General features: G+C 70.8%; 27 protein-coding genes. 9 read left to right on the top strand and 18 right to left on the bottom strand.

All coding sequences use genetic code 11. From position 1 onward, the window contains the following. Positions 1-190 precede the first annotated feature (190 nt). Together ACIBJG_RS09570 and ACIBJG_RS09565 are read left to right on the top strand one after the other, a co-directional pair. On the top strand, positions 191-1,000 hold the full coding sequence (locus ACIBJG_RS09570; RefSeq protein ID WP_399306091.1) for an NAD-dependent epimerase/dehydratase family protein: 810 nt from the start codon (positions 191-193) through the stop codon (positions 998-1,000). Between the two features lie 96 nt (positions 1,001-1,096). Then, positions 1,097-2,320 (top strand): TerD family protein, encoded by a 1,224-nt coding sequence (locus ACIBJG_RS09565; RefSeq protein WP_399306088.1) that lies wholly within the window; start codon positions 1,097-1,099, stop codon positions 2,318-2,320. A 122-nt stretch (positions 2,321-2,442) separates the two neighbouring features. Here ACIBJG_RS09565 and ACIBJG_RS09560 read toward each other — a convergent pair whose 3' ends face one another. The 4 genes from ACIBJG_RS09560 to ACIBJG_RS09545 form a co-directional block, all read right to left on the bottom strand. Continuing rightward, the gene (locus ACIBJG_RS09560) at positions 2,443-2,673 is read right to left on the bottom strand and encodes a hypothetical protein (protein WP_037711258.1); all 231 of its coding nucleotides are present in this window, start codon (positions 2,671-2,673) and stop codon (positions 2,443-2,445) included. A 271-nt stretch (positions 2,674-2,944) separates the two neighbouring features. Further along, positions 2,945-4,417 (bottom strand): alkaline phosphatase PhoX, encoded by a 1,473-nt coding sequence (locus tag ACIBJG_RS09555; protein WP_399306305.1) that lies wholly within the window; start codon positions 4,415-4,417, stop codon positions 2,945-2,947. Between the two features lie 166 nt (positions 4,418-4,583). Then, the gene (locus tag ACIBJG_RS09550) at positions 4,584-6,068 is read right to left on the bottom strand and encodes a hypothetical protein (RefSeq protein ID WP_399306086.1); all 1,485 of its coding nucleotides are present in this window, start codon (positions 6,066-6,068) and stop codon (positions 4,584-4,586) included. Between the two features lie 223 nt (positions 6,069-6,291). Next, a complete protein-coding gene (locus tag ACIBJG_RS09545; RefSeq protein WP_399306083.1) occupies positions 6,292-6,996 on the bottom strand; it encodes an antibiotic biosynthesis monooxygenase in 705 nt (234 codons plus the stop codon). A 135-nt stretch (positions 6,997-7,131) separates the two neighbouring features. Here ACIBJG_RS09545 and ACIBJG_RS09540 point away from each other — a divergent pair, with 135 nt between their 5' ends. Both ACIBJG_RS09540 and ACIBJG_RS09535 read left to right on the top strand, forming a co-directional pair. Continuing rightward, positions 7,132-8,253 carry a lipid II:glycine glycyltransferase FemX gene (locus ACIBJG_RS09540; RefSeq protein ID WP_399306080.1) on the top strand — a complete coding sequence of 374 codons (1,122 nt, stop codon included), beginning with the start codon at positions 7,132-7,134 and terminating at the stop codon, positions 8,251-8,253. A gap of 64 nt (positions 8,254-8,317) precedes the next feature. Next, entirely contained in the window at positions 8,318-9,100 is a 783-nt protein-coding gene (locus ACIBJG_RS09535; RefSeq protein WP_399306077.1) for a phosphodiesterase, read from the top strand. 58 nt (positions 9,101-9,158) lie between these two features. Here ACIBJG_RS09535 and ACIBJG_RS09530 read toward each other — a convergent pair whose 3' ends face one another. Next, complete coding sequence (locus tag ACIBJG_RS09530) at positions 9,159-9,821, bottom strand: DUF4232 domain-containing protein (RefSeq protein ID WP_399306075.1); 663 nt, start codon at positions 9,819-9,821, stop codon at positions 9,159-9,161. A 135-nt stretch (positions 9,822-9,956) separates the two neighbouring features. On the opposite strand from ACIBJG_RS09530, the gene dapA reads away from it, so the two are divergent. Continuing rightward, positions 9,957-10,841, top strand: coding sequence for a 4-hydroxy-tetrahydrodipicolinate synthase (dapA, locus tag ACIBJG_RS09525; protein WP_399306072.1), 885 nt, complete (start codon positions 9,957-9,959; stop codon positions 10,839-10,841). Between the two features lie 213 nt (positions 10,842-11,054). On the opposite strand, the gene dapD is transcribed toward dapA, so the two are convergent. The 3 genes from dapD to ACIBJG_RS09510 form a co-directional block, all read right to left on the bottom strand. Beyond that, the gene (gene dapD / locus ACIBJG_RS09520) at positions 11,055-12,044 is read right to left on the bottom strand and encodes a 2,3,4,5-tetrahydropyridine-2,6-dicarboxylate N-succinyltransferase (RefSeq protein ID WP_399306069.1); all 990 of its coding nucleotides are present in this window, start codon (positions 12,042-12,044) and stop codon (positions 11,055-11,057) included. A 72-nt stretch (positions 12,045-12,116) separates the two neighbouring features. Continuing rightward, entirely contained in the window at positions 12,117-12,653 is a 537-nt protein-coding gene (locus ACIBJG_RS09515) for a TetR/AcrR family transcriptional regulator (protein ID WP_399306066.1), read from the bottom strand. Next, the gene (locus ACIBJG_RS09510) at positions 12,653-12,973 is read right to left on the bottom strand and encodes a multidrug efflux SMR transporter (RefSeq protein WP_359083407.1); all 321 of its coding nucleotides are present in this window, start codon (positions 12,971-12,973) and stop codon (positions 12,653-12,655) included. The genes ACIBJG_RS09515 and ACIBJG_RS09510 overlap by 1 nt, the downstream gene beginning before the upstream one ends. Before the next feature lie 117 nt (positions 12,974-13,090). Between ACIBJG_RS09510 and ACIBJG_RS09505 the strand changes: the two genes are divergently transcribed. Further along, positions 13,091-14,209 (top strand): hypothetical protein, encoded by a 1,119-nt coding sequence (locus ACIBJG_RS09505; protein ID WP_399306064.1) that lies wholly within the window; start codon positions 13,091-13,093, stop codon positions 14,207-14,209. A 19-nt stretch (positions 14,210-14,228) separates the two neighbouring features. Here the strand turns inward: ACIBJG_RS09505 and ACIBJG_RS09500 are convergent, their stop codons facing one another. The 10 genes from ACIBJG_RS09500 to ACIBJG_RS09455 all read right to left on the bottom strand — a co-directional run bounded on the left by ACIBJG_RS09500 (position 14,229) and on the right by ACIBJG_RS09455 (position 22,764). Next, entirely contained in the window at positions 14,229-14,594 is a 366-nt protein-coding gene (locus ACIBJG_RS09500; protein ID WP_399306061.1) for a VOC family protein, read from the bottom strand. A 65-nt stretch (positions 14,595-14,659) separates the two neighbouring features. Then, on the bottom strand, positions 14,660-16,054 hold the full coding sequence (locus ACIBJG_RS09495; protein WP_399306058.1) for a DUF3616 domain-containing protein: 1,395 nt from the start codon (positions 16,052-16,054) through the stop codon (positions 14,660-14,662). 142 nt (positions 16,055-16,196) lie between these two features. Then, on the bottom strand, positions 16,197-16,535 hold the full coding sequence (locus ACIBJG_RS09490; protein ID WP_056783575.1) for a metal-sulfur cluster assembly factor: 339 nt from the start codon (positions 16,533-16,535) through the stop codon (positions 16,197-16,199). Beyond that, complete coding sequence (sufU, locus tag ACIBJG_RS09485) at positions 16,532-16,987, bottom strand: Fe-S cluster assembly sulfur transfer protein SufU (RefSeq protein WP_399306054.1); 456 nt, start codon at positions 16,985-16,987, stop codon at positions 16,532-16,534. Before sufU ends, ACIBJG_RS09490 begins: the two co-directional genes overlap by 4 nt. A 20-nt stretch (positions 16,988-17,007) precedes the next feature. After that, on the bottom strand, positions 17,008-18,276 hold the full coding sequence (locus ACIBJG_RS09480; RefSeq protein ID WP_326735539.1) for a cysteine desulfurase: 1,269 nt from the start codon (positions 18,274-18,276) through the stop codon (positions 17,008-17,010). Continuing rightward, positions 18,273-19,037, bottom strand: coding sequence for a Fe-S cluster assembly ATPase SufC (sufC, locus tag ACIBJG_RS09475; RefSeq protein WP_399306051.1), 765 nt, complete (start codon positions 19,035-19,037; stop codon positions 18,273-18,275). Before sufC ends, ACIBJG_RS09480 begins: the two co-directional genes overlap by 4 nt. Before the next feature lie 7 nt (positions 19,038-19,044). Continuing rightward, positions 19,045-19,362, bottom strand: a complete 318-nt coding sequence (locus ACIBJG_RS09470) for a bifunctional 3-phenylpropionate/cinnamic acid dioxygenase ferredoxin subunit (protein WP_399306048.1) — start codon at positions 19,360-19,362, stop codon at positions 19,045-19,047. Then, a complete protein-coding gene (gene sufD, locus ACIBJG_RS09465; protein WP_399306045.1) occupies positions 19,362-20,543 on the bottom strand; it encodes a Fe-S cluster assembly protein SufD in 1,182 nt (393 codons plus the stop codon). The genes ACIBJG_RS09470 and sufD overlap by 1 nt, the downstream gene beginning before the upstream one ends. Before the next feature lie 62 nt (positions 20,544-20,605). After that, positions 20,606-22,027, bottom strand: coding sequence for a Fe-S cluster assembly protein SufB (sufB, locus tag ACIBJG_RS09460; RefSeq protein WP_385504493.1), 1,422 nt, complete (start codon positions 22,025-22,027; stop codon positions 20,606-20,608). Beyond that, the gene (locus ACIBJG_RS09455) at positions 22,024-22,764 is read right to left on the bottom strand and encodes a helix-turn-helix transcriptional regulator (protein WP_399306042.1); all 741 of its coding nucleotides are present in this window, start codon (positions 22,762-22,764) and stop codon (positions 22,024-22,026) included. The genes sufB and ACIBJG_RS09455 overlap by 4 nt, the downstream gene beginning before the upstream one ends. Positions 22,765-22,900: 136 nt before the next feature. On the opposite strand from ACIBJG_RS09455, the gene ACIBJG_RS09450 reads away from it, so the two are divergent. The 3 genes from ACIBJG_RS09450 to ACIBJG_RS09440 all read left to right on the top strand — a co-directional run bounded on the left by ACIBJG_RS09450 (position 22,901) and on the right by ACIBJG_RS09440 (position 25,702). Then, on the top strand, positions 22,901-23,848 hold the full coding sequence (locus tag ACIBJG_RS09450) for an ABC transporter ATP-binding protein (RefSeq protein ID WP_399306039.1): 948 nt from the start codon (positions 22,901-22,903) through the stop codon (positions 23,846-23,848). Beyond that, entirely contained in the window at positions 23,845-24,612 is a 768-nt protein-coding gene (locus tag ACIBJG_RS09445; RefSeq protein ID WP_399306036.1) for an ABC transporter permease, read from the top strand. The genes ACIBJG_RS09450 and ACIBJG_RS09445 overlap by 4 nt, the downstream gene beginning before the upstream one ends. A 76-nt stretch (positions 24,613-24,688) precedes the next feature. Continuing rightward, positions 24,689-25,702: a heme A synthase gene (locus ACIBJG_RS09440; RefSeq protein WP_399306032.1), complete on the top strand. Its 1,014-nt coding sequence runs from the start codon at positions 24,689-24,691 to the stop codon at positions 25,700-25,702. Positions 25,703-25,856: the final 154 nt, after the last annotated feature.

The raw sequence follows: 25,856 nt of genomic DNA, 5'->3' as shown, positions 1-25,856 counted from the left end.
CGCACCGCACCCCGCGGAGCGAGCCGCACCAATCAAGCCCGTCCGGCGATTGAGGACAAGAACCCGCGCCCCGGTCCGGGGCGAGCAAACCCTTGACGCCACCACACACGCTCCGTAACTTGTCCACGCATGTGAATGCCATCCATGGACCCGGCGAGCACAGTCGCCCCCGTACCAAGGAGATCCGCGTATGCCCGCCCCCCGCACCGTCCTGCTCACCGGCGCCGCCGGCGGTCTCGGCACCCTGATGCGCGGACTGCTGCCCGCACACGGCTACGCGCTCCGTCTGTTCGACATGTTCCCCATCGAGGGCGAGCCGGACGCGATCACCGCCGATCTCGGCGACAAGGAGGCACTGCGCGAGGCCGTGCGCGGCGTCGACGCGATCATCCACCTTGCGGGCATCTCTCTGGAAGCCTCTTTCGACAAGATCCTCCGGGCGAACATCGAGGGCACCTACAACCTCTACGAGGCCGCCCTCGCGGAGGGCGTGCGGCGGATCGTCTTCGCGTCCTCGAATCACGCCGTCGGCTTCACCCCCCGGCCGCTGCCCGGCGACCCGCTCATCCCCATCGACACCCCGCGCCGCCCGGACACCTTCTACGGCCTCTCCAAGTCCTTCGGCGAGGACCTCGCCCAGTTGTACTGGGACCGGCACGGTCTGGAGACCGTCTCGGTGCGCATCGGCTCCTGCTTCCCCGAGCCCACGTCCGTACGGATGCTGTCCGTCTGGATGAGCCCCGCCGACGGGGCCCGGCTCTTCGACGCCGCGCTCAGCGCCGAGAACGTGGGCCACACGGTCATCCACGGCTCCTCGGACAACACCCGCCTGTGGTGGGACCTGACGACGGCCCGTTCCCTCGGCTACGCGCCGCAGGACGACTCGGAGGAGTACGCGGCGAAGCTGATCGCCGAGCACGGCGAGCTCGACCCGGACAACCCGGACCACGCCCACCTCGGCGGCCACTTCTGCACCAACCCGCCGATCTGGCCGTACTGAGCCGGCAGCCCGGCACATGGCCCGGGCTGCCGCCGTACGGGCGAAGCCGGCCGAAGGTAAGGGAACGGCAAAGCCGGGTCATTCGTTACCCCGTGCATGACCGCTATGACACCCGGCTCGAACATCCCCCTCTCCGCCCCCCGCGTGGCGGTGGACGTCGCCGCTCCCGTGCGGCTCGACGTATCGGGCCTGCTGCTCACCGCCGACGGCAAGGTGCGCTCCGACGACGACTTCATCTTCTACAACCAGCCCGCGGGCCCGGGTGTGACGTACCGCTCCGGCGGCGGTACGGCGCCCGACGCGATCGTGGTGGACACCGCCGCGGTGCCGCCCGGCATCGAGAAGATCGTCGTCACGGCGAGCCCGGACGGAGCGGGTCAGACGTTCCAGGGCGTCGAGCCCACCGCCACCGTGCGCAACGCGGACGACGGCAGCGCGCTCGCCACGTTCACCCCGCCCCAGCTGGGCGCCGAGACCGCGCTCGTGGTCATCGAGGTCTACCGGCGGGGCGGCGCCTGGAAGGCCCGTGCGGTCGGCCAGGGCTATGCCAACGGGCTGGCGGGCATCGCCACCGACTTCGGCGTCTCGGTCGAGGAGGAGCCCACCGCGGCGCCCACCGCACCCGCCACGGTCACGCCCCCCGCCCCTGTCGCCGCCCCGGTGGACCCGCGCATCGCCGCACCGCCGGCCCCGCCCGTCGCACCCCCGGCGCCTCCGGCGCCCCCCGCGCCCCCCGCCTCCGGCAAGATCAACCTCGACAAGGGCCGGGTCAGCCTCCAGAAGAACCAGACAGTGTCGCTGGTCAAGGGCGGCCGCCCGCTGCTCTCCCAGGTCAAGATGGGCCTCGGCTGGGAGCCCGCGTTCCGCGGCAAGGACATCGACCTCGACGCCTCGGTGATCGCCTACGGCCCCAACCGCAACCACCTGGACAGCTGCTACTTCGGCAAGCTCTCCATCCTGAACGGCGCCATCAAGCACTCGGGGGACAACCTCACCGGTGAGGGCGCCGGCGACGACGAGGTGATCGTCGTCGACCTGGGCCGGATCCCCCCGGAGGCGACCGGTCTGGTGTTCACCGTCAACTCGTTCACCGGCCAGAAGTTCACCGAGGTGGCCAAGGCCTACTGCCGGCTGCTCGACGCGGCCACCGGCGAGGAGCTGGTCCGCTTCGATCTGACCGGCGCCGAGCCGCAGACCGGCGTGATGATGGCGAAGCTGATCAAGCAGTTCTCCGGCGAGTGGGAGATGACGGCGATGGGCGACTTCGTGAAGTCGCGCACCGTCCGCGGCATGGTCAAGCCCGCCGCCCAGTCCCTGTAGGCCGCCCCGCCCCCGCGGGAGCGCAGGCAAACGTCTTCAGGGGCACCCGGCTGGCTGCGGGTGCCCCTGAAGGCGGTCGGCGAGAGAAGACAGGCGTACGCGGCGCGTGCTCGTCGCTTCTCTCAGAGCTTGGTCAGCTTGGAGTACGGGCTCAGGATCCTCCCCTGTCGCCCCGAGAAGTCGATGAGCACTGCGTCGTTGTCGCCCTCGACAGCAAGGACTCGACCGAGTCCGAACTGGTCATGCGACACCCTGTCGCCCACATCGAACAATTCGACCGGTGGGGCCGCCTGGGCCGGGCGGTTGAAGGGACTGGAAGGCAGGTGACGCCGGGATCCGGCTGACTGTTTCATTACCTTGAGTATGCGCCCTGGAAACGCCCGACGCCATGCCCGACCGCTCCTGGGGCCGCACTGATGCCGGATTCGTAATCAGCGGTTCCGGGGGCGTGAGCCGTCCCTCCCCGCTTGCGGCAAGGGCACCGCCCTTGCCACGGCACCCGCGGGACCACCGCTGATGTGGCGGTTATCGCTTCCCCGCGGGGCGTGGTGGCCGAGGTGACGGGAGCCGGACCGGCGCGGCGGGGATCACCGGCGCGGCCCGGTCCGGGTTCACCTCTGCGTGCTACTGCCCCTGACGCGGGTGACGCTTCCACGGGCCGGTGATGGCCAGCATGATGCCGGGCGTCTGGATGTTGGCGAAGAGCGTCTTGCCGTCGGGCGAGAAGGTCACACCGGTGAACTCGCTGTACGCGGGCTCGGCCTCCGTGCCGGCGTTCAGCTCGTTGCGCGCGATGGGGTACGTGCGGCCGCTCTCGGTCGCCCCGAAGAGGTGCTGGATGCCCTCTCCGTCCTCGGCGATGACCAGACCGCCGTAGGGCGAGACGGTGATGTTGTCCGGGCCGTCGAAGGCGCCGTCCTTGGAGGGGTCGGCGTTGACACCGAGAAGGACCTTCAGCGTCAGCGTGCGGCGCTTGGGGTCGTAGAACCAGACCTGGCCGTCGTGCGCAACGGGGCTCTCGCCGCGGGCGAACGAGGAGACGATGTAGGCGCCGCCGTCGCCCCACCACATGCCTTCGAGCTTGCGGGCGCGGGTCACGTCCTTGTCGCCGAACTGCTTGCGCACCGAGACGGTCTTGGCGTCGCGGTCGGGGACGTCGACCCAGTCCACGCCGTACACGGTGCCGATCTTCGTGGCACGCGAGAGGTCGTCGACGAACTTTCCGCTCTTGTCGAAGCACTTCGTGGCCTGCAGGACACCGGCGTCGTCGGCGAGCGTGCGGAGCTTGCCGTGGCCGTGCTTGAAGCCGTGCGGCGGCACCCAGCGGTAGAGCAGTCCGTTGGGGCCGGACGCGTCCTCGGTGAGGTAGGCGTGGCCCTGCTTGGGGTCGATGACGACGGCCTCGTGGGCGTAGCGGCCGAACGCCTTGATCGGGCGCGGATCGCGGTTGGCACGCTTGTCGTACGGGTCGACCTCGAAGACGTAGCCGTGGTCCTTCAGCAGGCCGTTCTTCCCGGCCCTGTCCTCGGTCTCCTCACAGGTCAGCCAGGTGCCCCACGGGGTGGAGCCGCCGGCGCAGTTGGTGGAGGTGCCGGCGATGCCGACCCATTCGGCGGTGCGGCCGTCGCGGCGGGTCTCCACGACGGTGCATCCGCCGGCCGCGACCGGGTCGTAGACGAGGCCGTCGGTGAGCGGGACCGGGTGCTCCCAGCCGGCCCGGGTGCCGCTCAGCTCGTGGTTGTTCACCAGCAGGGTCACGCCGCGGGCACCCTCGAAGGCGGCCGTGCCGTCGTGGTTGGAGGGAGTGGACTCGCCGGTCTCCAGCTTCGTGACACCACTGTGGGTGATGATCTTGTACGAGAAGCCGGCGGGCAGCGCGAGTATGCCCTTCGGGTCGGACACCAGCGGACCGTAACCGGGCTCGTGGCTGTGCCCGTGTCCGTCGTGACCGTGGCCGTGGTCGTCGTGGCCGTGCTTCGAGTCCCCGGCGGCGAGGGCGCCGGGTGCGGTGGCCAGCGCGGCGACGGTTCCGGTGAGGGCGATGCCGGCACCGGTGAGGGCGGACTGTCTGGTGAATTCCCTGCGCGTGAAGGCCATCACGTACTCCTGGTGCAGCTGGGGCGGGTTGTTGGCCCGATCACCGTCCCGCCCCTGCGCCAACATCAGTTGAACTGAGTACGACTTCGAGGGAATCCCTTCCGTGAACATCCTCGGTGCCGGGCGGCCGGATGCCCGTGTCCGGCCGCCCGCCCCGTCACGCGCCTCAGCTGCCGGAGCCGACCCGGGAGCGGGCCTTGAAGGCGGCCTTGCGGGCGTCCTTCGCCTGCCTCTTATCGCTGTGCAGCCGCCCCATCGCCTCCAGGACGTCCGCCGTCGCCGGGTGGTCCACCCGCCACGCCTCGTCGAAGAAGCCGCTGTGCTGGCCCGACAGCCCCTCGACCAGGCCCTGGAGCTCGTCGAGATCGCCGTCCGCCTCCAGCTGCGCCGCGATCGTGTCGATGGCGAGCCAGAAGATCATCGCCTCGGAGGGGGCCGGCACGTCGGCGGCGCCCCGCTCGGCGAGCCAGACCCGGGCGAGTCCGCCCAGCTGCGGGTCGCCCAGCACCGCGCGCACCGCGGATTCGGCGTCCGCGCCGACCAGAGCGAGCGCCTGCTGGCAGTGCAGCCGGCGCAGCGGCGCCTGCGGGTCCTCACCGCGTGCGGCGTCCAGGAGTTCGCCGGCCGCCCCGTCGGCGCCGTGCCGCGCGAGCCACAGCTCGATCTCGCTGCGGGCCGCCGCCTCGGGGTAGTACGCGATGCCGCCGAGCAGCACATCGGCGCCCTTGTCGGCCAGGTCGCCGATGGCCGGGGCGTCCACCCCGGCGTCCAGCATCCGGGCCCGAATGCCGTAGAGGCCGAGCGGGGTCAGCTTCACCATGCCGTACCGGGTGACGTCGTCGTCGTCGGCCGGCGGCTCGGACTCCTCGCCCTCCTCGGCCAGCAACGCCTCGTCCACCGGCCGGTATTCGACGATGCCGATGGGTTCGAGGATCCGGAACTGGTCGTCGAGGCGCATCATCGCGTCCGACACCTGCTCCAGGATGTCGTCGGTGGGCTCGCCCATGTCGTCGGGGACGATCATCGAGGCGGCCAGGGCGGGCAGCGGCACGGACTCGTCTCCCGCGCCCTCGCCCACCGTGAGCAGGTAGAGGTTGCCGAGCACCCCGTCGAGGAATTCCGCCTCGGTCTCCGGGTCCCAGTCCAGCGCGTCGAAGTCGATCGACCCGTCCTCGCCGACGAGGTCGGCGAAGTCGTCGAAGACCGGGGCGGTGGCGTCGGCGTGGGCGGCCTCCAGGCCGTCGAGCCAGATGGCGAGGACGTCCTGCGGCGAACCGCCGGTCAGCAGCGCCAGGTTCTCCCCCGCGGTGACGGTTCCCTCCGCGTCGTCGGCGAAGCCCTCCTCCTCCGCGTCGGCGTCCGGCTCCGTCGCCGGGTCCTCGACCTCGACCAGGCCGGTGTCGACCGCGAGCCGCCAGGCCTCGCTGGCCTCCGCCGCACCGTCCTCGTCCGCGACGAGGCCGAGGTGCTCGGCCGCCGCGGGCAGCTGTGCGTCGACGAGTTCGCCGCCGGCGCCGACTCTCGTGTCGGGACCGGCCCAGCGGGCGAGCCGGACGGCGCGGGCGAGCAGCGGTGCCGCGAGCGCGTCCCGTGCCAGCTCCGCCTCGGTGTACAGCCGGACCGGCGGCAGGGTGGGGCGCTCTGCGGACATCAGGGGGTCTCCTCGAAAACGTGCGGGCGTACACGTCGCCGGGGCCACGGCTCCGGGCGCGTACGGGGTCAGGCGGACCAAGCCTAGACGCATTTCACCCGGTGCCGCCCGGTGCACGGGAGAGAAGGCGCCGGGTCACCGAAAGGACCCGGCCAACTGATCTCCGTACACGAGGGATTACCGCCCCCGGAGGGTCGTCGCCACCCGCCCCCGAGGGGCGTCGTCACCCGTCGCCGCCCGGGCGCAGGCTGAGTGCCGGGGTGTAGCGGCGCACGCCTCCGCCGGTGACGCCCGGGTAGGTCTGCACCCGTTCCCACTGCGGTGTCCGTGACCCGACGCCGGCCCCGGGCGCGGCCATTGCGTCGATGTGGGCCTGCGCGCTCACCCACTCCGCGTAGTTGAGCACCCGGGTCCCGTCGGTGCTCACGTGGAAGTGGCCGGCGAGTCCGCCGGGTGCCGGGGCCGGGTCCGTACCCAGCGCTTCGAACACGGCGTCCACCCAGTCGCGCTGGCGGGCCTTGTCCGCCGCCTCGAACTCGACGTCGACCACCACGACACAGCCGGGATCCCGGCCGCCGGGCGACGAGGACCGATAGAGCTCGTAGGTGTGCGGTCCGAGCCGTTCGATGCCCGGCACCGCCGCGTCGATCTCGGCGTTGCGCGCGTCCCGGCCGTCCCGGACGAAGTCCTGGTAGGCCTCCTCGCCGGTCCACTGCGCATAGTGGAAGAGCGTCCTGCCGTCCTCCCCCGTGTACACGTTGTACGAGAGCAGGCCCGGGTGCGGCCGGTGCCTGCCGGCCCACGCCGCGCGGATGGCCTCGACGGCCTGCCGCCGGCGCTCCGGCGTACCGGCGTCCCAGGTACCGGCCCTGACCAGCCCCGCATCCGCACGGGTGACATCGGGCCGGGACACGAACTCCACTGTCATGGCTGCTCCCCTCACCGGCGCACCCTTGCGGTGCGCCCGTGACAGCCACCCTGGTACGTCAAGCGCGCTTGAGGTCAACCTCGGCTCGCGTGCCTCTCGTTAGGCTGACGAATCGGACAACGAACGGAGTACCGCATGACGCTGCGGGTCGAGGAGATCACGCGCGAGCAGCACCTGGCGTTCGTCGCCGGCCGGGGCTCGGCCAGCCATATGCAGGTCCCGTCGTGGGGCGACGTGAAGCCCGACTGGCGCGCGGAGAGCATCGGCTGGCTGGACGGGGACGGGCAGGTCGTCGGTGCCGGGCTGGTGCTGTACCGCCCGGTGCCCCGGCTGAAGCGATATCTGGCCTATCTGCCGGAGGGCCCGGTCATCCCGTGGCACGAGGGCGACCTGCGTCCCTGGCTCGATCCGCTGGTGGCCCACGCGAAGGCCCGTGGCGCGTTCACGGTACGGATGGGCCCGCCGGTCATCGCCCGCCGCTGGGAGGCACCGACGGTCAAGGACGCCGTCGCGGACCCGGCCGCGGGCCGGCTGCGCGACGTCGAGGCGGATGTGACGGAGTCCGGGGCCGCCGAGGTCGTGGAGCAGCTGCGCCGACTGGGCTGGCAGCAGGGCGCGGACGGGGACACGGACGGCTTCAGTGCCGGGCAGCCCCGGTACGTGTTCCAGGTGCCGTTCGCCGGACGGTCCCTCGAGGAGATCCGGGGTGGCCTGAACCAGCAGTGGCGGCGCAACATCAAGAAGGCGGAGAAGGCGGGCGTGAAGGTCGTCGAGGGCGGCCTGGACGACCTTCCGGTCTTCTACGAGCTGTACCGCGAGACCGCCGAGCGGGACCGCTTCATCCCCCGGCCGCTCCGCTACTTCGAGCGCATGTGGACCGCACTGCGGGCCGAGGACCCGGACCGGATGCGGCTGTATCTCGCCCACCACGACGGGGAGGTGCTCTCCGCGGCGACGATGCTGACGGTGGGGTCCCATGTCTGGTACTCGTACGGTGCCTCGACCAGCCGGCGGCGCGAGGTGCAGCCCAACAACGCGATCCAGTGGCGGATGATGAGCGACGCGCACGAGCGGGGCGCCGCCGTGTACGACCTGCGCGGCATCACCGACACCCTCGACGAGGGCAACCACCTGCTGGGCCTGCTGCGGTTCAAGGCGGGCACCGGAGGGCAGGCCGCCGAGTACGTCGGCGAGTGGGACTACCCGGTCGGCAAGCTGCTGCACAAGGCGTTCGGCCTGTACATGGCCCGGCGCTGAGCGCTCCGGCACGGCGCGTCCCGGACCGGTGTTGCGAGCCTCCGGTGCGGGGCAGGCTGCGGACATGACCGTCTCCGTGGCGCACCTCAGCGATCCCCACCTCACCACCGGCGCCCTGGCCGCCGAACCGGCGTCCGGTCTCGACCGGGCGCTGGGCCGGGTGCTCGCGCTCGACCCGCTGCCCGACTGTGTGGTGATCACCGGTGATCTCGCCGACCGGGGCACGCCCGCGCAGTACGCGCAGTTGCGCGAGGTGATCGGGCGGTTCCCGCTGCCGCTGCACCTGGTGACGGGCAATCATGACGACCCGGCGGCGCTGCTGGACGCGTTCGGCGGTACGGCGTTCGTGGGCGGGGGCAAGGAGGCGTACTACGCCGTGGACCATCCGGCGCTCACGGTGGCCGTCCTGGACTCGACGGTGGCCGGGTCCCCCGGCGGGCTGCTGGGGGCGGAGCAGCTGGCATGGCTGGACGGGGTGCTCGCCCGCAGGCCCGGCACTCCGGCCTTCGTGTGTCTGCACCATCCGCCGGTGCCGGTCGGGATCCCCTTCCTCGACGGGATGCGGCTGGCGGACGGTGACGCGCTGGCCGAGGTGGTCGCCGGCCGTCCGAACGTCGTCCGGGTCCTGGCGGGCCATCTCCACCGTCCGGTCACCGCCGCCTTCGCGGGCAGCGTGCTGGCCGTGGCGCCGAGCACCTACCGGCAGAGCGGCCTGGCGCTGCGGGACGGCGTGCCCGGCTATCTGCCCGAGCCGACGTCGTTCCTGCTGCATCTGCGCGCGGGCGATGTCTGGGTCACCCATACCGTGCCGGTCAGTCATGCGGCCGGGGTGCTGGCCGGGTACTGACGCGGCCGCGAGGCGCGGGGGCTTCAGGCCCGCCCTCCGCACAGTTCTTCCCCGCAGGTCACTCGGGCGTCGCGGTCCGCCAGCCTGTCATGTTGAACTCGTCGAGCAGCCGCACGTCGCTGCCCTCCAGCGGGAAGGTGCGCGCCTCCAGGCCGGGAGCGGGGGCGATCTCCAGCGCGTCGCCCTCGATCAGGTCGCCGCCGGTCGGGGTCGAGACCCAGACGAGGAGCGAGCGCATGGTTTTCCCGGGCGCCAGCATCACCTCTTCGGGGCCCTTGTCGTTCCCGAAGTACGACGAGCCGGGGTTCACCTTGACCGGGAGCGCGTCGCCGTTCTCGTCGACGGCCTGGACCGAGGGGTAGCCGTCGACCCGGTGGGGCTCGCTGCCGCAGTTGGTCAGGGTCAGCCCGACGGCCCGGTGCCCCAGTGCGGCCTCCACGGGCCCCATGTCCACGACGAGGCCCGAGGCCGGGCAGCCTCCGGTGGCGGTAGGTGCGGGGCTCGGGCGGGTGGCAGGCGCGGTCGCGATGTCCAGGGGGGACGGTGTCGTCGCGCGCACACCCCCGGCGGAGGTCCGCGAGGGGCCCGGCCCCGGCTCTCCCTCACCGGCCGGCACGAGGAATCCCGAGCACCCGGACAGGCCGAGCGTCCCGGCGAGGACCAGGGCGGCCGCCGACACCGGCCCGCGTATATCCCTGCCCGTCGTCCTTCGCATCCTCATGCACCCCGCCCCGCATAGCCCCACCCGCATGTGCGGCCGATCATGCCAGAACACCGAGATAGTTGAGCACTGCTTCACCTTGACCCGGAGAAGAACTAAGTAGACCTTCACGGTCCGGCGGCCGACACTTCGGACATGACGCCGCTCACACGCCCCCGCCCCTTCGGCCGCACCCTCTGCGCCATGATCACGCCGTTCACCACCGCCGGCGCCCTCGATCCGGACGCCGCCGCCGCACACGCCGTGACGCTGGTCGCCGACGGCTGCGACGGTCTGGTGCTCAGTGGCACCACCGGCGAGTCACCGACCACCTCGGACGCCGAGAAGGCGGCCCTGGTACGCGCGGTGCGGGAGGCGGTCGGCCCGGACGTGTCGCTGGTCGCGGGCGTCGGCACCGCCGACACCCGGCACACCGTGGAGCTGGCCGCGCAGGCGGAGGAGGCGGGCGCCGACGGTCTGCTGATCGTCACCCCGTACTACAGCCGTCCCCCGCAGGCCGCCGTCGAGGCGCACTTCCTGCGCGTCGCCGAGTCGGCCGGTCTCCCGCTGATGCTGTACGACATCCCCGGCCGCACCGGCACCCGCATCGAGCCGGAGACGCTGCTGCGGCTGGCTGAGCACCCGCGCATCGTGGCGGTGAAGGACTGTTCGTACGACCTGCTGGGGGCGACCAAGGTGATCGCCGCCACCGCGCTCGCGTACTACTCGGGCTGCGAGGAGCTGAATCTGCCGCTGTACGCGGTGGGCGGCGCCGGATACGTCAGCACGGTGGCCAATGCGGTGCCCGGCCCGTTGCGTGCCGTACTGGACGCCTTCGACGCCGGGGACACGGCAGGGGCGGCCCGGCTGAACGGCCTCCTGGCCCCGCTCACGGAGCTGATGATGGCGTCCGGGCTGCCGGGCACGGTGACGGCGAAGGCTCTGCTGGGCGCGGGCCCGGTCCGCGAACCGCTGCAGCCCGCCGGCCGCGAGGCGACCGACGGGCTGCGAAGGGCGTACGAGGAACTGCTCGCCGCTTAGAGGGTCCGGCAATTGGGGGGTGGAAGAAGGAGCGGGGCTGGGTGCGTGCAGCTGCACGGCGGAGGATTGAGGCAACGCGAAGGGGGTCCCCCATGCCTTCAGGGCACCTTCAGGGCACCTTCAGGGCTATGGGGGAGTTGTTGATTGACGACAACGCCGCAGATGTGCGTGACCGGCCCCGCGACGCCGCCCCCCAATTGCCGGACCCTCTTCCTAGTCGTTGCTGTGCAGGACGTCGTTGAGACCGCCCCAGACCGCGTTGTTCGGGCGGGCCTCGACGGCGCCGCTGACCGAGTTGCGGCGGAAGAGGATGTTCGAAGCGCCGGAGAGCTCGCGCGCCTTGACGACCTGACCGTCCGGCAGGGTGACGCGGGTACCGGCGGTGACGTACAGACCGGCCTCCACGACGCACTCGTCGCCGAGCGCGATCCCGACACCGGCCTCCGCGCCCACCAGGCAGCGCTCGCCGATCACGATGCGCTCCTTGCCACCGCCGGAGAGCGTGCCCATGGTGGAGGCGCCGCCGCCGATGTCGGAGCCGTCACCGACGACGACACCGGCGGAGATCCGGCCCTCGACCATGGAGGTGCCGAGGGTGCCCGCGTTGAAGTTGACGAAGCCCTCGTGCATGACGGTGGTGCCGGCCGCGAGGTGCGCGCCGAGCCGCACCCGGTCGGCGTCGGCGATGCGGACGCCCTTCGGCGCGACGTAGTCCGTCATGCGCGGGAACTTGTCGACGGAGGTGACCTGGAGGTGCAGGCCCTCCGCGCGGGCGTTGAGCCGGACCTTCTCCAGGTCGTCGACGGCGACCGGGCCGAGCGAGGTCCAGGCCACGTTGGTGAGGAAGCCGAACATGCCGTCGAGGTTCTGCCCGTGCGGCTGGACGAGGCGGTGCGAGAGCAGGTGCAGGCGCAGGTACACGTCGTGCGCGTCGAGCGGCTTGTCGTCGAGCGAGGCGATGACCGTGCGGACGGCGACGACCTCGACCCCGCGGCGGGCATCCACGCCGATGGCCTTGGCGGCACCCTCGCCGAGCAGGTTGACGGCGCGGTCGGGCGTGAGCCGCTCGGTTCCGGCCGGGCCGGGCTCGGCGGTGAGCTCGGGTGCGGGGAACCAGGTGTCGAGAACGGAACCGTCGCCGGCGATGGTGGCGAGGCCGGCGGCGACGGCGCCGGTGGTGCGGGTGGAAGTGGTGTCGGTCATGCCCCGAACCTAACCGCCCGGGGGCGGCCCGGGCCAACCGGTCTCAGCGTCCGGGCGCCCGCGAGGGCGGCGTCACTTGCTGATGCGGCCCAGCATCTCCCGCGCGTACGCCTCGTCATAGGCCCCGCCGGTGAGGAGCACCTGCAGACAGATCCCGTCCATCAGCGCGATCAGTGCGCGCGCCGTGACCGGGCCGGTGCGCGGCGCCAGGAGCGCGGCGGTGTCGTCGGTCCACTCGGCGGCGACCGGGCGCAGCGCGGGCCGGCGCAGGGCGGCGAGGTAGAGCTCGTACTCCAGCTCCGCCCGGCCGCGGCCGGCGCCGAAGAACTCCCCGAGCAGCCGGGCGAGTTCGTCTGCGAGATCGGCGGCCGGGTCGGCGAGGGCCCGGCTCTCCCGCATGAGCGCGGCGAAGTTCTCGTTGGACCGGCGCAGGGCGGCGATGAGCAGTTCGTCCAGCGAGGCGAAGTGGTACGTCGTCGAGCCGAGCGGCACATCGGCCTCGGCGGCGACGGAGCGGTGGCTGAGCCCGGCGATCCCCTGGGCGCCGACCACCCGGATCGCCGCGTCGATGATCCGCTCGCGCCGTTCGGGGTCGTACCGACGGGCCATCAGTGCGCCCCGCCCAGATTGAGGACCACCACGCCGGCGATGACCAGAACGATGCCCGCCGCCTTGACCGGGCTGCCGGACTCCCCCATGAACAGCATGCCGATGACGGCGACGGCGGCGGTCCCGATCCCGGCCCAGATCGCGTACGCCGTGCCCATAGACATGGTCTTGAGGGTCTGGGCCAGCAGCGAGAAGGCCAGCAGATATCCGGCGACGGTGATCAGCGAGGGCCACAGCCGGGTGAACCCCTCGCTGTACTTCATGGCGGTCGTCCCGGCCACCTCTGCCGCGATGGCCGCGGCCAGCAGTCCGTATCCCATGTGTACGAGTGTACGCATCGCCGGCGACGTAGGCCCTGGGCCGAACGAGTGACGGGGGCGCTACCGTGGTCCGTCCAGTACATGCCAGTTCATGAGTGACGGACCGACGGAGCAGCAGTGGCGCAGGACGCAGGGTGGGGTGGCGGTGCGTACGGGGGTGCGCCGTACGGGGGGCCTCCGGGGCAGCCCGGCTGGGGCGGCTGGGGCGGTGGCTGGATGCCGCCGAAGCCCGGGGTGATACCCCTGGGGCCGTTGCGGATCGGGGATGTCCTGGGCGGTGCTTTCGCCACCCTGGGCCGTTACGGCAAGCAGCTGTTCGGCGTCGGCGCCGCCGCGTACGGCGGGGCGCTGGCGGTGGTGCTGGTCGCCGCCGCGGTCGCGTACTCGGCCGTAGCGGACCATCTGGACCGGATACTGTCGCTCGGCTCCTACGAGGACCCGCGCGCGGAGGACGTGGTGCCGCTCGTCGTGGCGTTCGGCTCGGTCGCGCTGGTGGGCCTGATCGCCGTCGTGATCTCCACGGCCATGATGTACACGGCCGTGCCGGTGGTCCTTCAGGAAGCGGTCCTGGGCCGCCCGACCACGTTCTCCGCCGTCTGGCGGCGGGCCTGGAGCCGGATGCCTGCCGTGATCGGGACGGTCGTGCTGACCTGGCTGATCGCGATGGTCCCGGTGGTGCTCGCCTGGGCCTGCTTCCTTGCCGTCATGATCGCCGCGCTCAGCACGGACGGCGGCAGCGGGCCGGCCGTCGTGCTCCTGATCGGCGCCCTGGGCACCCTGGCGACGGCCCCGCTGGCGATCTGGCTCTGGGTGAAGTTCAGTCTGGCCCCCTCCGCCGCCGTCTTCGAGAACCAGGGCCCGATCGGGGCGATGCGCCGCTCGTCCCGGCTGGTGCGCGGGGACTGGTGGCGGATTCTCGGGATCACGATGCTGGCCGGCGCCATCGCGGGGGTCGCGAGCTATCTGATCCAGATGCCGTTCTCGCTGCTCGGCATGTTCACCGGCATGCTCGGCACGGCGAATCTGGGCGACGACCCGAATCCGGCCGCGGTCGTCGTCGCCATGAGCGGCTATGTGCTGTCGCTGCTGGTCGGCCAGCTCGTCGCCCAGCTGATCGTGGCCACCTTCCCGCCGCTGGTGACCGGGCTGCTGTACGTCGACCGGCGGATCCGTACCGAGAACCTGGGCCCGGTCCTCGCCGAGGCCGCCGCGGTGCCGCCGCAGTACACGACGTAGCCGTGTCCGGAGAGCGCGCTCAGTCGATGAGCGAGTTCTTCGGGGACAGCACGCAGAACTCGTTGCCCTCGGGGTCCTCCAGCACCACCCAGCTCGCGTCGGCCCGCCGGCCGACGTCGCTGCGCCGGGCCCCGAGTCCGATGATGCGCTCGACCTCGACGCCCATGTCGTCGGGGGCGAGGTCGATGTGGAGCCGGTTCTTGGTCTTCTTCGACTCGGGCACGGGCACGAAGGTGATGCCCGGCAGGGCGTCCTTGTCGGCACCGATGACGATCTCGTCCTCGGCCTCGAAGAGCACCTCCCAGTCGAGCACCCCGCACCAGAACCGGGCGAGCGAGGGAAGATCGTGGGTGTCGACGACGATGCTGTAAAAGGAAACGGCCATGCCCGCCAGTCTGCCTGGCGGGCACGCCCGTTCGCGGGTGAACCGGAGGAAGCCGCCGGACCGGTTCAGCCGTTGACGGTGAACCAGGTGGCGCGGGACTTCTTCCACTCGTCCTGGTCGAGGTCCTTGGCCTCCGTCCCGTCCCCGTACAGATCGGCCGATCCGGCGTCCGTGATCAGCTGGGCGCGTGCGCCGGGCGTGTTCAGGTCCGGTACGTCGACGACGGCCTCCCAGCCGCCCGGGTCGGTGGTCGGCAGGTCGAGCCGCTTCTGCGGCGCGTGTCCCGCTACGCCGTCCCACGAGTAGAGGGCGTACGGATCGGAGTTGTCGTCCGCGGCCCAGGAACCGGCCACGATCAGATACTGGTCGGCGGAGTTCTTACGGATGTCGCGGATGCTGAGGCCGCCCAGGTCCAGTTCGACCGGCGTACCGATCACTGCCTTCGCCCCGGAGCCGGCCACCTTGTCGAAGTTGGTGACGGGCACGATCAGCGCCTTGCCGCCCGCCTTCGGCGGGACGAGCGGTGCCCGGAAGCCGAGGTAGGCGGTGGTCGTCGAACCGGGTGCGAACTCCAGGCCCTCGATGTTGAACCCGTCGATCTGTTTGGGTACTTCGCCGTCCGCCGTGCCCGCGGCGAAGCCGTAGCGGTTGCCGTTGGCCTTGTCCCAGGCGACAAGGTCGTCCCGGAGCTTCCTGTAGGAACCGCCGACGGTCAGCTGGGTCGCGGCGCCGGAGCCGCTCACCGTGGTCGTGAAGACGGTGTTGCGGTCGGACCTGTACTCGCCGTCCTTGTTGTTGCCCAGCGACCCGGTCCAGTAGACCGTATTGCCGACCCGGGCCGCGCCCTCGATGTCGATCTCCTTGGACACCCCGAGCTTCGAGGCCACGTCCCACGTCCGCACGGGCGCGCCGGAGGAGGAACGGTCGTAGAGGCGCAGCGTGTTGGACTCGTCGTCGGCGACCACCACGTAGCCGTCCCCGGCGTCGATGGCGGCCGAGGCGTCGGAGGAGCCGGTGAGGTAGCGGGTGTCGGAGGCGTTCTGCACGGCGGCGGAGGCCGCGAAGTGCAGCGTCTTGGTGGCGGTCTTCCCGCCGAGGCCGGTGACCTTGACCGTGAGGTCGGTGTAGCCGCGGGCGTGCGCGCGGACGCGGAGCTGCCGGGTGGCGCCGGTGCCGCTCACCGTGACGTCCCCGGTGGCGGCGACGGACGCCTTGGAGCTGGCGGAGGCGGCCACGCCGAGCGCGGTGACGTCGGCGCCGCTCTGCGCGACGGTGACCGTCACCACGGGGTCGGCGGTGGCGCCGACGGCACCGGAGAGATACCCGGCCGACAGCACGATCGTCGGCGTTCCATAACTTGCGGCGTGCGCGGGCACGCCGAGGCCCAGGGCGGCCAGCGCCAGGGCGCCTCCCGCGGCGGCGACGGTCCGGCGGTGGCGGAGGACAGGGGGATGCGGCACGGCGTACCTCTCGTCGGCGTGGTGTCGAGGAGTAGGTTCCGGTTCCCGTGCCAACGGGCGGGGCACACCGGAAACACACCGGACGAACAATGCCGAACGGCCCCCGGCATGCCGGGGGCCGTTCACGCTCGTGCGGGGACGCTCAGACGTTGAAGCCCAGCGCGCGCAGCTGCTCGCGGCCGTCGTCCGTGATCTTGTCCGGGCCCCACGGCGGCATCCAGACCCAGTTGATCCGGAGCTCGTTGACGATGCCGTCGGTCGCGGACTTCGCCTGGTCCTCGATGACATCGGTCAGCGGGCAGGCCGCGGACGTCAGGGTCATGTCGAGGGTCGCGATGTTGGCGTCGTCGACGTGGATACCGTAGATCAGGCCCAGATTGACGACGTCGATACCCAGCTCGGGGTCGACGACGTCGTACAGCGCCTCGCGGACCTCCTCCTCGGAGGCCGGCTTGGTGGTCAGGGTCTCGTTGTCGCTCATGCCGTCTTCCCTTCGGACAGCGCTTGCGCCGTCGCGTCCTTCCACGCCATCCAGCTCAGCAGCGCGCATTTGACCCGGGCCGGGTACTTGGAGACACCGGCGAACGCGACCGCGTCCTCCAGCACCTCCTCCATCGCGTCGTCCGGCTCCAGCTGTCCCTTGGACTGCATCAGCTCCAGGAACGCGGCCTGGATCTTCTGGGCCTCGCCCAGTTCCTTGCCCACCAGCAGCTCGTTCAGCACGGAGGCGCTGGCCTGGCTGATGGAGCAGCCCTGGCCTTCGTAGCTCACATCGGCGATCGTCTCGCCGTCGTACCGCACCCGCAACGTGATCTCGTCACCGCACGTCGGATTGACGTGATGCACCTCGGCGTCGCCTTCCCGCAGGCCACGCCCGTGGGGGTGCTTGTAGTGGTCCAGGATCACTTCCTGGTACATGGAATCAAGCTTCACCAGTCAACCCTCAGCGCTGTCTAACCGAAAAAGTTCCGGACGTGGTTCAGACCGTCCACCAGGGCGTCGACCTCGGCGGGCGTGGAGTACAGATAGAACGACGCTCGCGTCGTCGCAGGAATTCCGTACCGCAGGCAGACCGGCCGTGCGCAGTGGTGTCCGACCCGGACCGCGATGCCCTCCTCGTCGAGCACCTGACCCACGTCGTGCGGGTGGATGTCGCCGAGCGTGAAGGAGATCGTGGCGCCGCGGTCCTCCGCGGTGGCCGGACCGATGATCCTGAGGTCGGGGACCTCCAGCAGCCGCTTCACCGCGTACTCGGTGATGGCCTGCTCATGGCGGTGGATGTTCTCCATACCGATCGCCGAGAGGTAGTCCACGGCCGCGCCGAGGCCCACGGCCTGGGCGATCGGGGGCGTACCGGCCTCGAACTTGTGCGGCGCGGGGGCGTACGTCGACGAGTGCATCGACACGGTCTCGATCATCTCGCCGCCACCGAGGAACGGCGGCAGGTCCTCCAGGAGCTCCTGCCGTCCCCAGAGCACGCCGATGCCGGTCGGGCCGACCATCTTGTGACCGGTGAAGGCCACGAAGTCGGCCTGCAGCGCCTGCACGTCGAGCACCATGTGCGGGGCTGCCTGGGAGGCGTCGATGCAGACGAGCGCGCCAACCTCCTGGGCGCGCCGGACGATCTGCTCGACCGGGTTGATCGTGCCCATGATGTTCGAGACCAGCGTGAAGGAGACGATCTTCGTCTTCTCGGTGATGATCTCGTTGATGTTGGACAGGTCGAGCCGGCCGTCGTCCGTGATGCCGAACCACTTCAGCTTCGCGCCCGTGCGCTGCGAGAGCAGCTGCCACGGCACGATGTTGGAGTGGTGCTCCATCTCCGTGGTGACGATCTCGGTCTCGTGGTCGACGCGGTAGGGCTCGTCGGCCCAGCCGAGCATGTTGGCCACGAGGTTGAGCGACTCCGAGGCGTTCTTGGTGAAGATCACCTCGTTGCGGCTGGGCGCGTTGATGAACGCGGCGACCTTGTCACGGGCGCCCTCGTACAGCGCCGTGGCCTCCTCCGCGATCGTGTACACGCCGCGGTGCACATTGGCGTTGTGCCGCTCGTAGTACTCGTTGAGGGCATCGAGCACCTGGCGCGGCTTCTGCGAGGTCGCAGCGCTGTCCAGGTACACGATCTTCTTGCCGTCGTGGACCGTGCGGTCCAGGATCGGGAAGTCCTTGCGGATCGCCTCGGTGTCGAGGAGGCCGGAGAGCCCCTGTCGGGCGTCAGTCACGCGGAAGCGCCTCCCTTCGTGTAGGCCTCGTAGCCCTCTTCCTCCAGCTTGTCCGCGAGCTCGGCGCCGCCGGACTCGGCGATGCGGCCATTGGCGAAGACGTGCACGAAGTCGGGCTTGATGTAGCGGAGGATCCGCGTGTAGTGCGTGATCAGCAGGGTGCCGACCTCGCCGGACTCGCGGACCCGGTTGACGCCTTCGGAGACGGTCTTCAGCGCGTCGACGTCCAGGCCGGAGTCGGTCTCGTCGAGGATCGCGATCTTCGGCTTGAGGAGCTCCAGCTGAAGGATCTCGTGGCGCTTCTTCTCACCGCCGGAGAAGCCCTCGTTGACGTTGCGCTCGGCGAACGCCGGGTCCATCTGGAGACCGGCCATCGTCTCCCTGACCTCCTTCACCCAGGTACGCAGCTTGGGGGCCTCGCCGCGGACGGCCGTGGCGGAGGTACGCAGGAAGTTGGAGACCGAGACACCGGGGATCTCGACCGGGTACTGCATGGCGAGGAACAGGCCGGCACGGGCGCGCTCGTCGACGGTCATGTCCAGGACGTTCTCGCCGTCCAGGGTCACCGTGCCGCCGGTGATCGTGTACTTGGGGTGGCCTGCGAGGGAGTACGCGAGGGTGGACTTGCCGGACCCGTTGGGGCCCATGATGGCGTGGGTCTCGCCCTGCTTCACGGTCAGGTCGACGCCCTTGAGGATCTCCTTCGTGGCGTTGTCGGCCTCGACGGTGACGTGCAGGTCGTGGATTTCAAGCGTTGCCATGGGTGACTCAGGTCTCCTGGGTGACGGAGACGAGCACATCGTCCCCTTGGATCTTGACGGGGTATACGGGGACGGGGCGCGTCGCGGGAAGGCCGGACGGCTTGCCGGTGCGGAGGTCGAAGCTCGATCCGTGCAGCCAGCACTCGATCATGCAGTCCTCGACCTCACCCTCGGACAGCGAGACGTTCGCGTGCGAGCAGATGTCGTTGATCGCGAACACCTCGCCCTCGGTGCGGACGACGGACACCGGCGTCCCGTCGAGCTCCACCCGCTTCGGGGTGTCGTCCTCCAGGTCGCTCAGCGCGCACGCCTTGACGAAGGTCATCAGACCGACGCCTTCAGCTCGGTCTCGATCTTGTCGAGGAGACGGGCTTCGACGTCCGGCAGGCCGATCTGCTGGACCAGCTCGGCGAAGAAGCCGCGCACGACGAGGCGGCGGGCCTCCTCGGCCGGGATGCCGCGGGACTGGAGGTAGAACAACTGCTCGTCGTCGAAGCGGCCGGTCGCGGAGGCGTGGCCGGCGCCGACGATCTCGCCGGTCTCGATCTCCAGGTTCGGCACCGAGTCGACCCGCGCACCGTCCGTGAGGACCAGGTTGCGGTTCATCTCGTAGGTGTCGGTGCCCTCGGCCGCGGCCTGGATGAGGACGTCACCGATCCATACGGCGTGAGCGCCCTCGCCCTGCAGTGCGCCCTTGTAGGCCACGTTGGACTTGCAGTGCGGCGTGTTGTGGTCGACCAGGAGGCGGTGCTCCTGGTGCTGGCCCTTGTCGGTGAAGTACAGACCGAAGAGCTCCGCCTCGCCGCCCGGGCCCGCGTAGGCGATCCGCGGGTGCAGCCGGACCACGTCGCCGCCGAAGGTGACGACGATGGACTTGAAGGAGGCGTCGCGGCCGACCAGCGCGTTGTGCTGGCCGACGTGGACGGCCCGCTCGTCCCAGTCCTGGACGGAGACGACGGTCAGCTTCGCGCCGTCGCCGAGGACGTAGTCGATGTTGGCGGCGAGCACCGCGTCACCGGTGTGGTCGATGACGACGACGGCCTCGGCGAAGGCGCCCAGCTCGATGAGCTGGTGGCCGTAGGCGACACCGCCCTCGCCGTGCACGGCGATCCGGATCGGCTCGGTGAGCACTGCTTCCTTGCCGACGGTGACGACGGAGGCCTGCTCGAAGGACGAGTACGCCTGCGCGGCGACCCGGTCCACCGGCGTACCGGCCTTTCCGAGGCGGGCGTCATCGCGGCCGACGGTCTCGACCGTGACGCCCGCGGGCGCCTCGATGGCGACCTTCACACCGCCGCCGCCCGCGACGGCCGTGCCGTCGTGCAGCCCGCGCAGCCGCTCCAGCGGCGTGAACCGCCACTCCTCCTCGCGGCCGTGCGGGACCGGGAAGTCCGCGACGTCGAAGGACGGGGGCGCGCTCATGCGCGTGGCGACGGTCGACTCGGCGGCCACCGCGATGGAACCGGCGGTGGTGGATCCCGCCGGGATGTTCTGAGCCTCAGCCATGGCTGTCGTAGTGCTCGCTTTCTCAGTCGGACAGATGTCAGGGGGGTTCGGGCGCCGGCGTACTAGCCGACGGAACCCTCCATCTGCAGCTCGATCAGCCGGTTGAGCTCGAGGGCGTACTCCATCGGGAGCTCCTTCGCGATCGGCTCGACGAAGCCGCGCACGATCATCGCCATCGCCTCGAACTCGGTCATACCGCGGCTCATCAGGTAGAAGAGCTGGTCCTCGGAGACCTTGGAGACGGTCGCCTCGTGACCCATCGACACGTCGTCCTCGCGGACGTCGACGTACGGGTACGTGTCGGAGCGCGAGATGGTGTCGACCAGCAGCGCGTCGCACAGCACATTGGACTTCGCGCCGGGCGCGCCCTCGCCGATCTCGATCAGACCGCGGTAGGACGTGCGGCCACCGCCTCGTGCCACCGACTTGGAGACGATGTTGGACGAGGTGTTCGGAGCCATGTGGACCATCTTGGCGCCGGCGTCCTGGTGCTGGCCCTCGCCCGCGAAGGCGATGGACAGGGTCTCGCCCTTGGCGTGCTCGCCCATCAGGTAGACGGCCGGGTACTTCATGGTGACCTTGGAGCCGATGTTGCCGTCGACCCACTCCATCGTCGCGCCCTCGTAGGCGACGGCGCGCTTGGTCACCAGGTTGTAGACGTTGTTCGACCAGTTCTGGATCGTCGTGTAGCGGCAGCGGCCGCCCTTCTTCACGATGATCTCGACGACCGCGGAGTGCAGGGAGTCCGAGGAGTAGATCGGCGCGGTACAACCCTCGACGTAGTGGACGTAGGCGTCCTCGTCGACGATGATCAGCGTCCGCTCGAACTGACCCATGTTCTCCGTGTTGATACGGAAGTAGGCCTGGAGCGGGATCTCCACGTGCACGCCCTTCGGCACGTAGATGAACGAGCCACCGGACCACACGGCCGAGTTCAGCGAGGCGAACTTGTTGTCACCGACGGGGATGATGGTGCCGAAGTACTCCTTGAAGAGCTCCGGGTGCTCCTTCAGCGCGGTGTCGGTGTCCATGAAGATGACACCCTGCGCCTCCAGCTCCTCGTTGATCTGGTGGTAGACGACCTCGGACTCGTACTGCGCGGCGACACCGGCGACGAGGCGCTGCTTCTCCGCCTCCGGGATGCCGAGCTTGTCGTACGTGTTCTTGATGTCCTCGGGCAGGTCCTCCCAGGACTCCGCCTGCTTCTCCGTCGACCGCACGAAGTACTTGATGTTGTCGAAGTCGATGCCCGACAGGTCCGAGCCCCAGTTCGGCATGGGCTTCTTGCCGAAGAGCTTGAGGCCCTTGAGCCGCAGCTTCAGCATCCACTCGGGCTCGTTCTTCTTCTCCGAGATGTCGCGGACGACAGCCTCGGAGAGGCCGCGCTTGGCCGCTGCGCCTGCCGCGTCGGAGTCGGCCCAGCCGAATTCGTACGTGCCCAGGCCGTCGAGCTCAGGGTGGGCAGTCTCCGTAGGGAGCGTCATGCGGGGTTCCTCCCGGACTTGCTTGTGGATGCTGAATCAGTGGTCTGTGGGGTGGGGTGGCCGCTGCGCGGAATGTACGTCGTACACACCCCGTCGCCGTGGGCGATGGTGGCCAGACGCTGCACATGGGTCCCCAGGAGGCTGGAGAAGAACTCCGTCTCCGCCTCGCACAGCTGCGGGTACTGCTCGGCGACATGTGCGACCGGGCAGTGGTGCTGACACAGCTGCTCACCCTGCTGCGGGCCCGGCGCGCTGCGCGCCGTAGCAGCGTACCCGTCGGCGGACAAGGCCTTGGCCAGGGCCTCCGTACGGGATTCGGGCTCCGCGGCGTCGATCGCCGCCCGGTAGGCCGCCGACTGGTCGGCGACCCTGGCCCGGGCGAACGCCATGACCGCTTCGTCGCCCGAGGTCTCGGCGATCCAGCGCAGGGCGTCCGCGGCGAGCTTGTCGTAGGACTGGTCGAAGGCGTCCCGGCCGCAGTCGGTCAGGGCGAACACCTTGGCCGGGCGGCCACGGGTCCGTGCCCCGTACACCCGCTGTTCGCGGGCCTCGACGACGTCGTCGGTGACGAGCGCGTCGAGGTGGCGGCGGACGGCGGCCTGAGTGAGACCCAGGCGCTTCGCCAGGTCGGCGACGGTGGACGGACCGTGGTCCAGGATGGAGCGCGCGACCCGGTTGCGCGTCGAGCGCTCACCGGTCGCGAGTTCCTCCTGCGGAGCCTCGCCCACGTATTTCACAACGCCATTGTTGCGTAATTCCCCCGACCCTGACAACCACGGTCCGGAACGATCACGGGTGGAATCCATCACTTAGGGTTACCTAATCAAGCCCCCGGACCGGGCCCCCGCGGGCGGCTGCCTAGAATTGCCGCCCATGAAGAGCGAGCCCGTTTCACCCCCCTCCGGCCCGGTCGTCCGGATCCGCGGCCTGGTGAAGCGGTACGGCACCAAGACCGCGGTCGACGGCCTCCACCTGGACATCACGGCCGGCGCGGTCACCGCGGTCCTCGGCCCCAACGGCGCGGGCAAGACCACCACGATCGAGACCTGCGAGGGATACCGCCGTCCGGATGACGGGACGGTCCGGGTCCTCGGCCTCGACCCGGTCGCCGACGCGGCGCGCCTGCGCCCCCGGATCGGCGTGATGCTCCAGTCGGGCGGCGTCTACTCCGGCGCGCGCGCCGACGAGATGCTGCGCCACATGGCGAAACTGCACGCCCACCCCCTGGACGTGGACGCCCTCATCGAGCGCCTCGGCCTGGGCGGCTGCGGCCGCACCACCTACCGGCGGCTCTCCGGCGGCCAGCAGCAGCGGCTCGCCCTGGCGATGGCCGTCGTGGGCCGCCCGGAGCTGGTCTTCCTGGACGAGCCGACCGCGGGCCTCGACCCGCAGGCCCGCCGCTCCACCTGGGACCTCGTACGGGAGCTGCGCGCCGACGGCGTGTCGGTCGTGCTCACCACGCACTTCATGGACGAGGCCGAGGAGCTCGCCGACGACGTCGCCATCATCGACGCCGGCCGGCTCATCGCCCAGGGCAGCCCCGAGGCCCTGTGCCGCGGCGGCGCCGAGAACACCCTGCGCTTCACCGGCCGCCCCGGGCTCGACCTCGGCTCCCTGCTGAAGGCGCTGCCCGACGGCACGGAGGCGGCCGAGCTCGCCACCGGCGCGTACCGCATCACCGGCGACGTCGACCCGCAGCTGCTGGCCACCGTCACCTCCTGGTGCGCGCAGCACGGCGTGATGCCCCAGGGCATCTCCGTCGAGCGCCACACCCTGGAGGACGTCTTCCTCGAACTGACCGGCAAGGAGCTGCGCGCATGAGCGCCGGTACGTACGCCCCCCGGCCGGGTGCCGCCCCGCTGGGCCGCATGATCGCCGCGCAGACCGCGCTGGAGACCCGGATGCTGCTGCGCAACGGCGAGCAGCTGCTGCTGACGGTGATCATCCCGACGCTGCTGCTGGTGCTGTTCAGCGCGGTCGACATCGTGGACACCGGCTCGGGCGAGTCGGTCGACTTCCTGACCCCCGGCATCCTCGCCCTCGCCGTGATGTCCACGGCCTTCACCGGCCAGGCCATCGCCACCGGTTTCGAGCGGCGCTACGGCGTGCTCAAGCGGCTCGCCGCCTCGCCGCTCCCCCGCTGGGCGCTGATGACCGCCAAGACGCTCGCGGTCCTGGTCACCGAGGTGCTGCAGGTCGTGCTGCTGACAGTGATCGCCTTCGCGCTGGGCTGGTCGCCGCACGGCAACCCGTTCGCCGTGCTGCTGCTCCTGGTGCTGGGCACCGCCGCCTTCTCCGGGCTCGGCCTGCTGATGGCCGGGACGCTGAAGGCGGAGGCGACGCTGGCCGCCGCCAATCTGGTCTTCCTTCTGCTGCTGGTCGGCGGCGGCGTCATCGTGCCGCTGGACAAGTTCCCGGACGCGGTGCAGTCGGTGCTGGGCCTGCTGCCGATCGCCGCCCTCTCGGACGGCCTCAGGGACGTGCTGCAGCACGGCGCCGCGATGCCGTGGGGCGACCTGGGGGTCCTCGCGGTGTGGACCGTACTGGGGCTGGGCGCGGCGGCGAGGTTCTTCCGCTGGGAGTGAGCCTGCGGGTGCGCTCCGTAGGCGGTTCGGGGTAACTCGTCCCCCTCGTGAAAGCTTGCACAAGCGGCCGCCTACGATGGTGCGCGTGCCCAAGCTGACCCGAGCCGAAGTCGCTCAAGCCGTGCGGAACCCGCTCCTCTACATCGCCGAGCGCTGGACGCCGTCCCCCAAGACCGTGCGCCGTGCGGCCATGTCGGCGGTCGTCATGACCGTCGTCATCGTCGTCACCGGCGGTGCCGTGCGGCTGACCGGTTCCGGCCTCGGCTGCCCGACCTGGCCCAAGTGCACCGACGACAGCCTGACGACGACCAGCGAGATGGGCTTCCACGGCGTCATCGAGTTCGGCAACCGGATGCTCACCTACGTCCTGTGCGCGGCTGTCGGGTGGGCGATCATCGCCGCCCGGTCCGCCAAGCCGTGGCGCCGCAGCCTCACCCGGCTCGGCTGGACGCAGTTCTGGGTGGTCATGGGCAACGCCGTGCTCGGCGGCATCGTGGTGCTCGTCGGGCTCAACCCGTACACCGTCGCGGCCCACTTCCTGCTCTCCACCGCACTGCTCACGATCGCCCTGGTGACGTGGCAGCGGGTCGGGGAGGGCGACACGGCGCCGCGCCCCCTGGTGGGCAAGGCCGTCGCGCAGCTCACCTGGCTGCTGGCGGTCGCGGCGGGGCTGCTGATCGCGGTCGGCACCGTGGTCACCGGGGCCGGGCGGCACGCCGGTGACTCCAGCGACGTCCACCGCATCCCGATCGACTGGAAGATGATCGCCCAGCTGCACGCCGACCTGGCCTGGGTCGTGGTGGCGCTGACCGTCGCGCTCTGGTTCGTCCTGAAGGCCGTCGACGCACCGGTGGGCCCGCTGCACCGCGCCCGGGACCTGTTCGCGATCCTGATGGCGCAGGGCGTCATCGGGTACGTGCAGTACTTCAACGACACCCCCGAGGTCCTGGTCGGGGTGCACATGTTCGGCTCGTGCCTGGTCTGGATCGGTGTGGTCCGCGTCCTGCTGTCGCTGCGCGAGCGGCCGGTGGCCGTCGCCGAGGTGCCGGGCCCGGCGGCCGAGCAGCCGGAGCCCGCTACGGCCGGCTGAGACCGCGACGCGAACAGGGGCGCCCCCGCACGGCTTACGAGTCGTGCGGGGGCGCCCCAGTTCGCGGCGCGGGCCCTTGCAAAAGGCCAGGTAGGCGGGCCCCCCCACAGGATGCCGGCCAACCCCGGGCACACCGACCGCCCCCGGTGGGACC

Source organism: Streptomyces sp. NPDC050422 (assembly GCF_044458665.1).
Lineage (GTDB): Bacteria > Actinomycetota > Actinomycetes > Streptomycetales > Streptomycetaceae > Streptomyces.
The sequence above is the reverse complement of the archived record's forward strand: the minus strand, read 5'-3'. Positions and strand labels throughout refer to the sequence as shown.

Coding starts and splice junctions, on each gene's coding strand:
- ACIBJG_RS09570 (WP_399306091.1), top strand. CDS start 191: ATGCCCGCCCCCCGCACCGTCCTGCTCACCGGCGCCGCCGGCGGTCTC.
- ACIBJG_RS09565 (WP_399306088.1), top strand. CDS start 1,097: ATGACCGCTATGACACCCGGCTCGAACATCCCCCTCTCCGCCCCCCGC.
- ACIBJG_RS09560 (WP_037711258.1), bottom strand. CDS start 2,673: ATGAAACAGTCAGCCGGATCCCGGCGTCACCTGCCTTCCAGTCCCTTC.
- ACIBJG_RS09555 (WP_399306305.1), bottom strand. CDS start 4,417: ATGGCCTTCACGCGCAGGGAATTCACCAGACAGTCCGCCCTCACCGGT.
- ACIBJG_RS09550 (WP_399306086.1), bottom strand. CDS start 6,068: ATGTCCGCAGAGCGCCCCACCCTGCCGCCGGTCCGGCTGTACACCGAG.
- ACIBJG_RS09545 (WP_399306083.1), bottom strand. CDS start 6,996: ATGACAGTGGAGTTCGTGTCCCGGCCCGATGTCACCCGTGCGGATGCG.
- ACIBJG_RS09540 (WP_399306080.1), top strand. CDS start 7,132: ATGACGCTGCGGGTCGAGGAGATCACGCGCGAGCAGCACCTGGCGTTC.
- ACIBJG_RS09535 (WP_399306077.1), top strand. CDS start 8,318: ATGACCGTCTCCGTGGCGCACCTCAGCGATCCCCACCTCACCACCGGC.
- ACIBJG_RS09530 (WP_399306075.1), bottom strand. CDS start 9,821: ATGAGGATGCGAAGGACGACGGGCAGGGATATACGCGGGCCGGTGTCG.
- dapA (WP_399306072.1), top strand. CDS start 9,957: ATGACGCCGCTCACACGCCCCCGCCCCTTCGGCCGCACCCTCTGCGCC.
- dapD (WP_399306069.1), bottom strand. CDS start 12,044: ATGACCGACACCACTTCCACCCGCACCACCGGCGCCGTCGCCGCCGGC.
- ACIBJG_RS09515 (WP_399306066.1), bottom strand. CDS start 12,653: ATGGCCCGTCGGTACGACCCCGAACGGCGCGAGCGGATCATCGACGCG.
- ACIBJG_RS09510 (WP_359083407.1), bottom strand. CDS start 12,973: ATGGGATACGGACTGCTGGCCGCGGCCATCGCGGCAGAGGTGGCCGGG.
- ACIBJG_RS09500 (WP_399306061.1), bottom strand. CDS start 14,594: ATGGCCGTTTCCTTTTACAGCATCGTCGTCGACACCCACGATCTTCCC.
- ACIBJG_RS09490 (WP_056783575.1), bottom strand. CDS start 16,535: ATGAGCGACAACGAGACCCTGACCACCAAGCCGGCCTCCGAGGAGGAG.
- sufC (WP_399306051.1), bottom strand. CDS start 19,037: ATGGCAACGCTTGAAATCCACGACCTGCACGTCACCGTCGAGGCCGAC.
- ACIBJG_RS09470 (WP_399306048.1), bottom strand. CDS start 19,362: ATGACCTTCGTCAAGGCGTGCGCGCTGAGCGACCTGGAGGACGACACC.
- sufD (WP_399306045.1), bottom strand. CDS start 20,543: ATGGCTGAGGCTCAGAACATCCCGGCGGGATCCACCACCGCCGGTTCC.
- sufB (WP_385504493.1), bottom strand. CDS start 22,027: ATGACGCTCCCTACGGAGACTGCCCACCCTGAGCTCGACGGCCTGGGC.
- ACIBJG_RS09450 (WP_399306039.1), top strand. CDS start 22,901: ATGAAGAGCGAGCCCGTTTCACCCCCCTCCGGCCCGGTCGTCCGGATC.
- ACIBJG_RS09445 (WP_399306036.1), top strand. CDS start 23,845: ATGAGCGCCGGTACGTACGCCCCCCGGCCGGGTGCCGCCCCGCTGGGC.
- ACIBJG_RS09440 (WP_399306032.1), top strand. CDS start 24,689: ATGGTGCGCGTGCCCAAGCTGACCCGAGCCGAAGTCGCTCAAGCCGTG.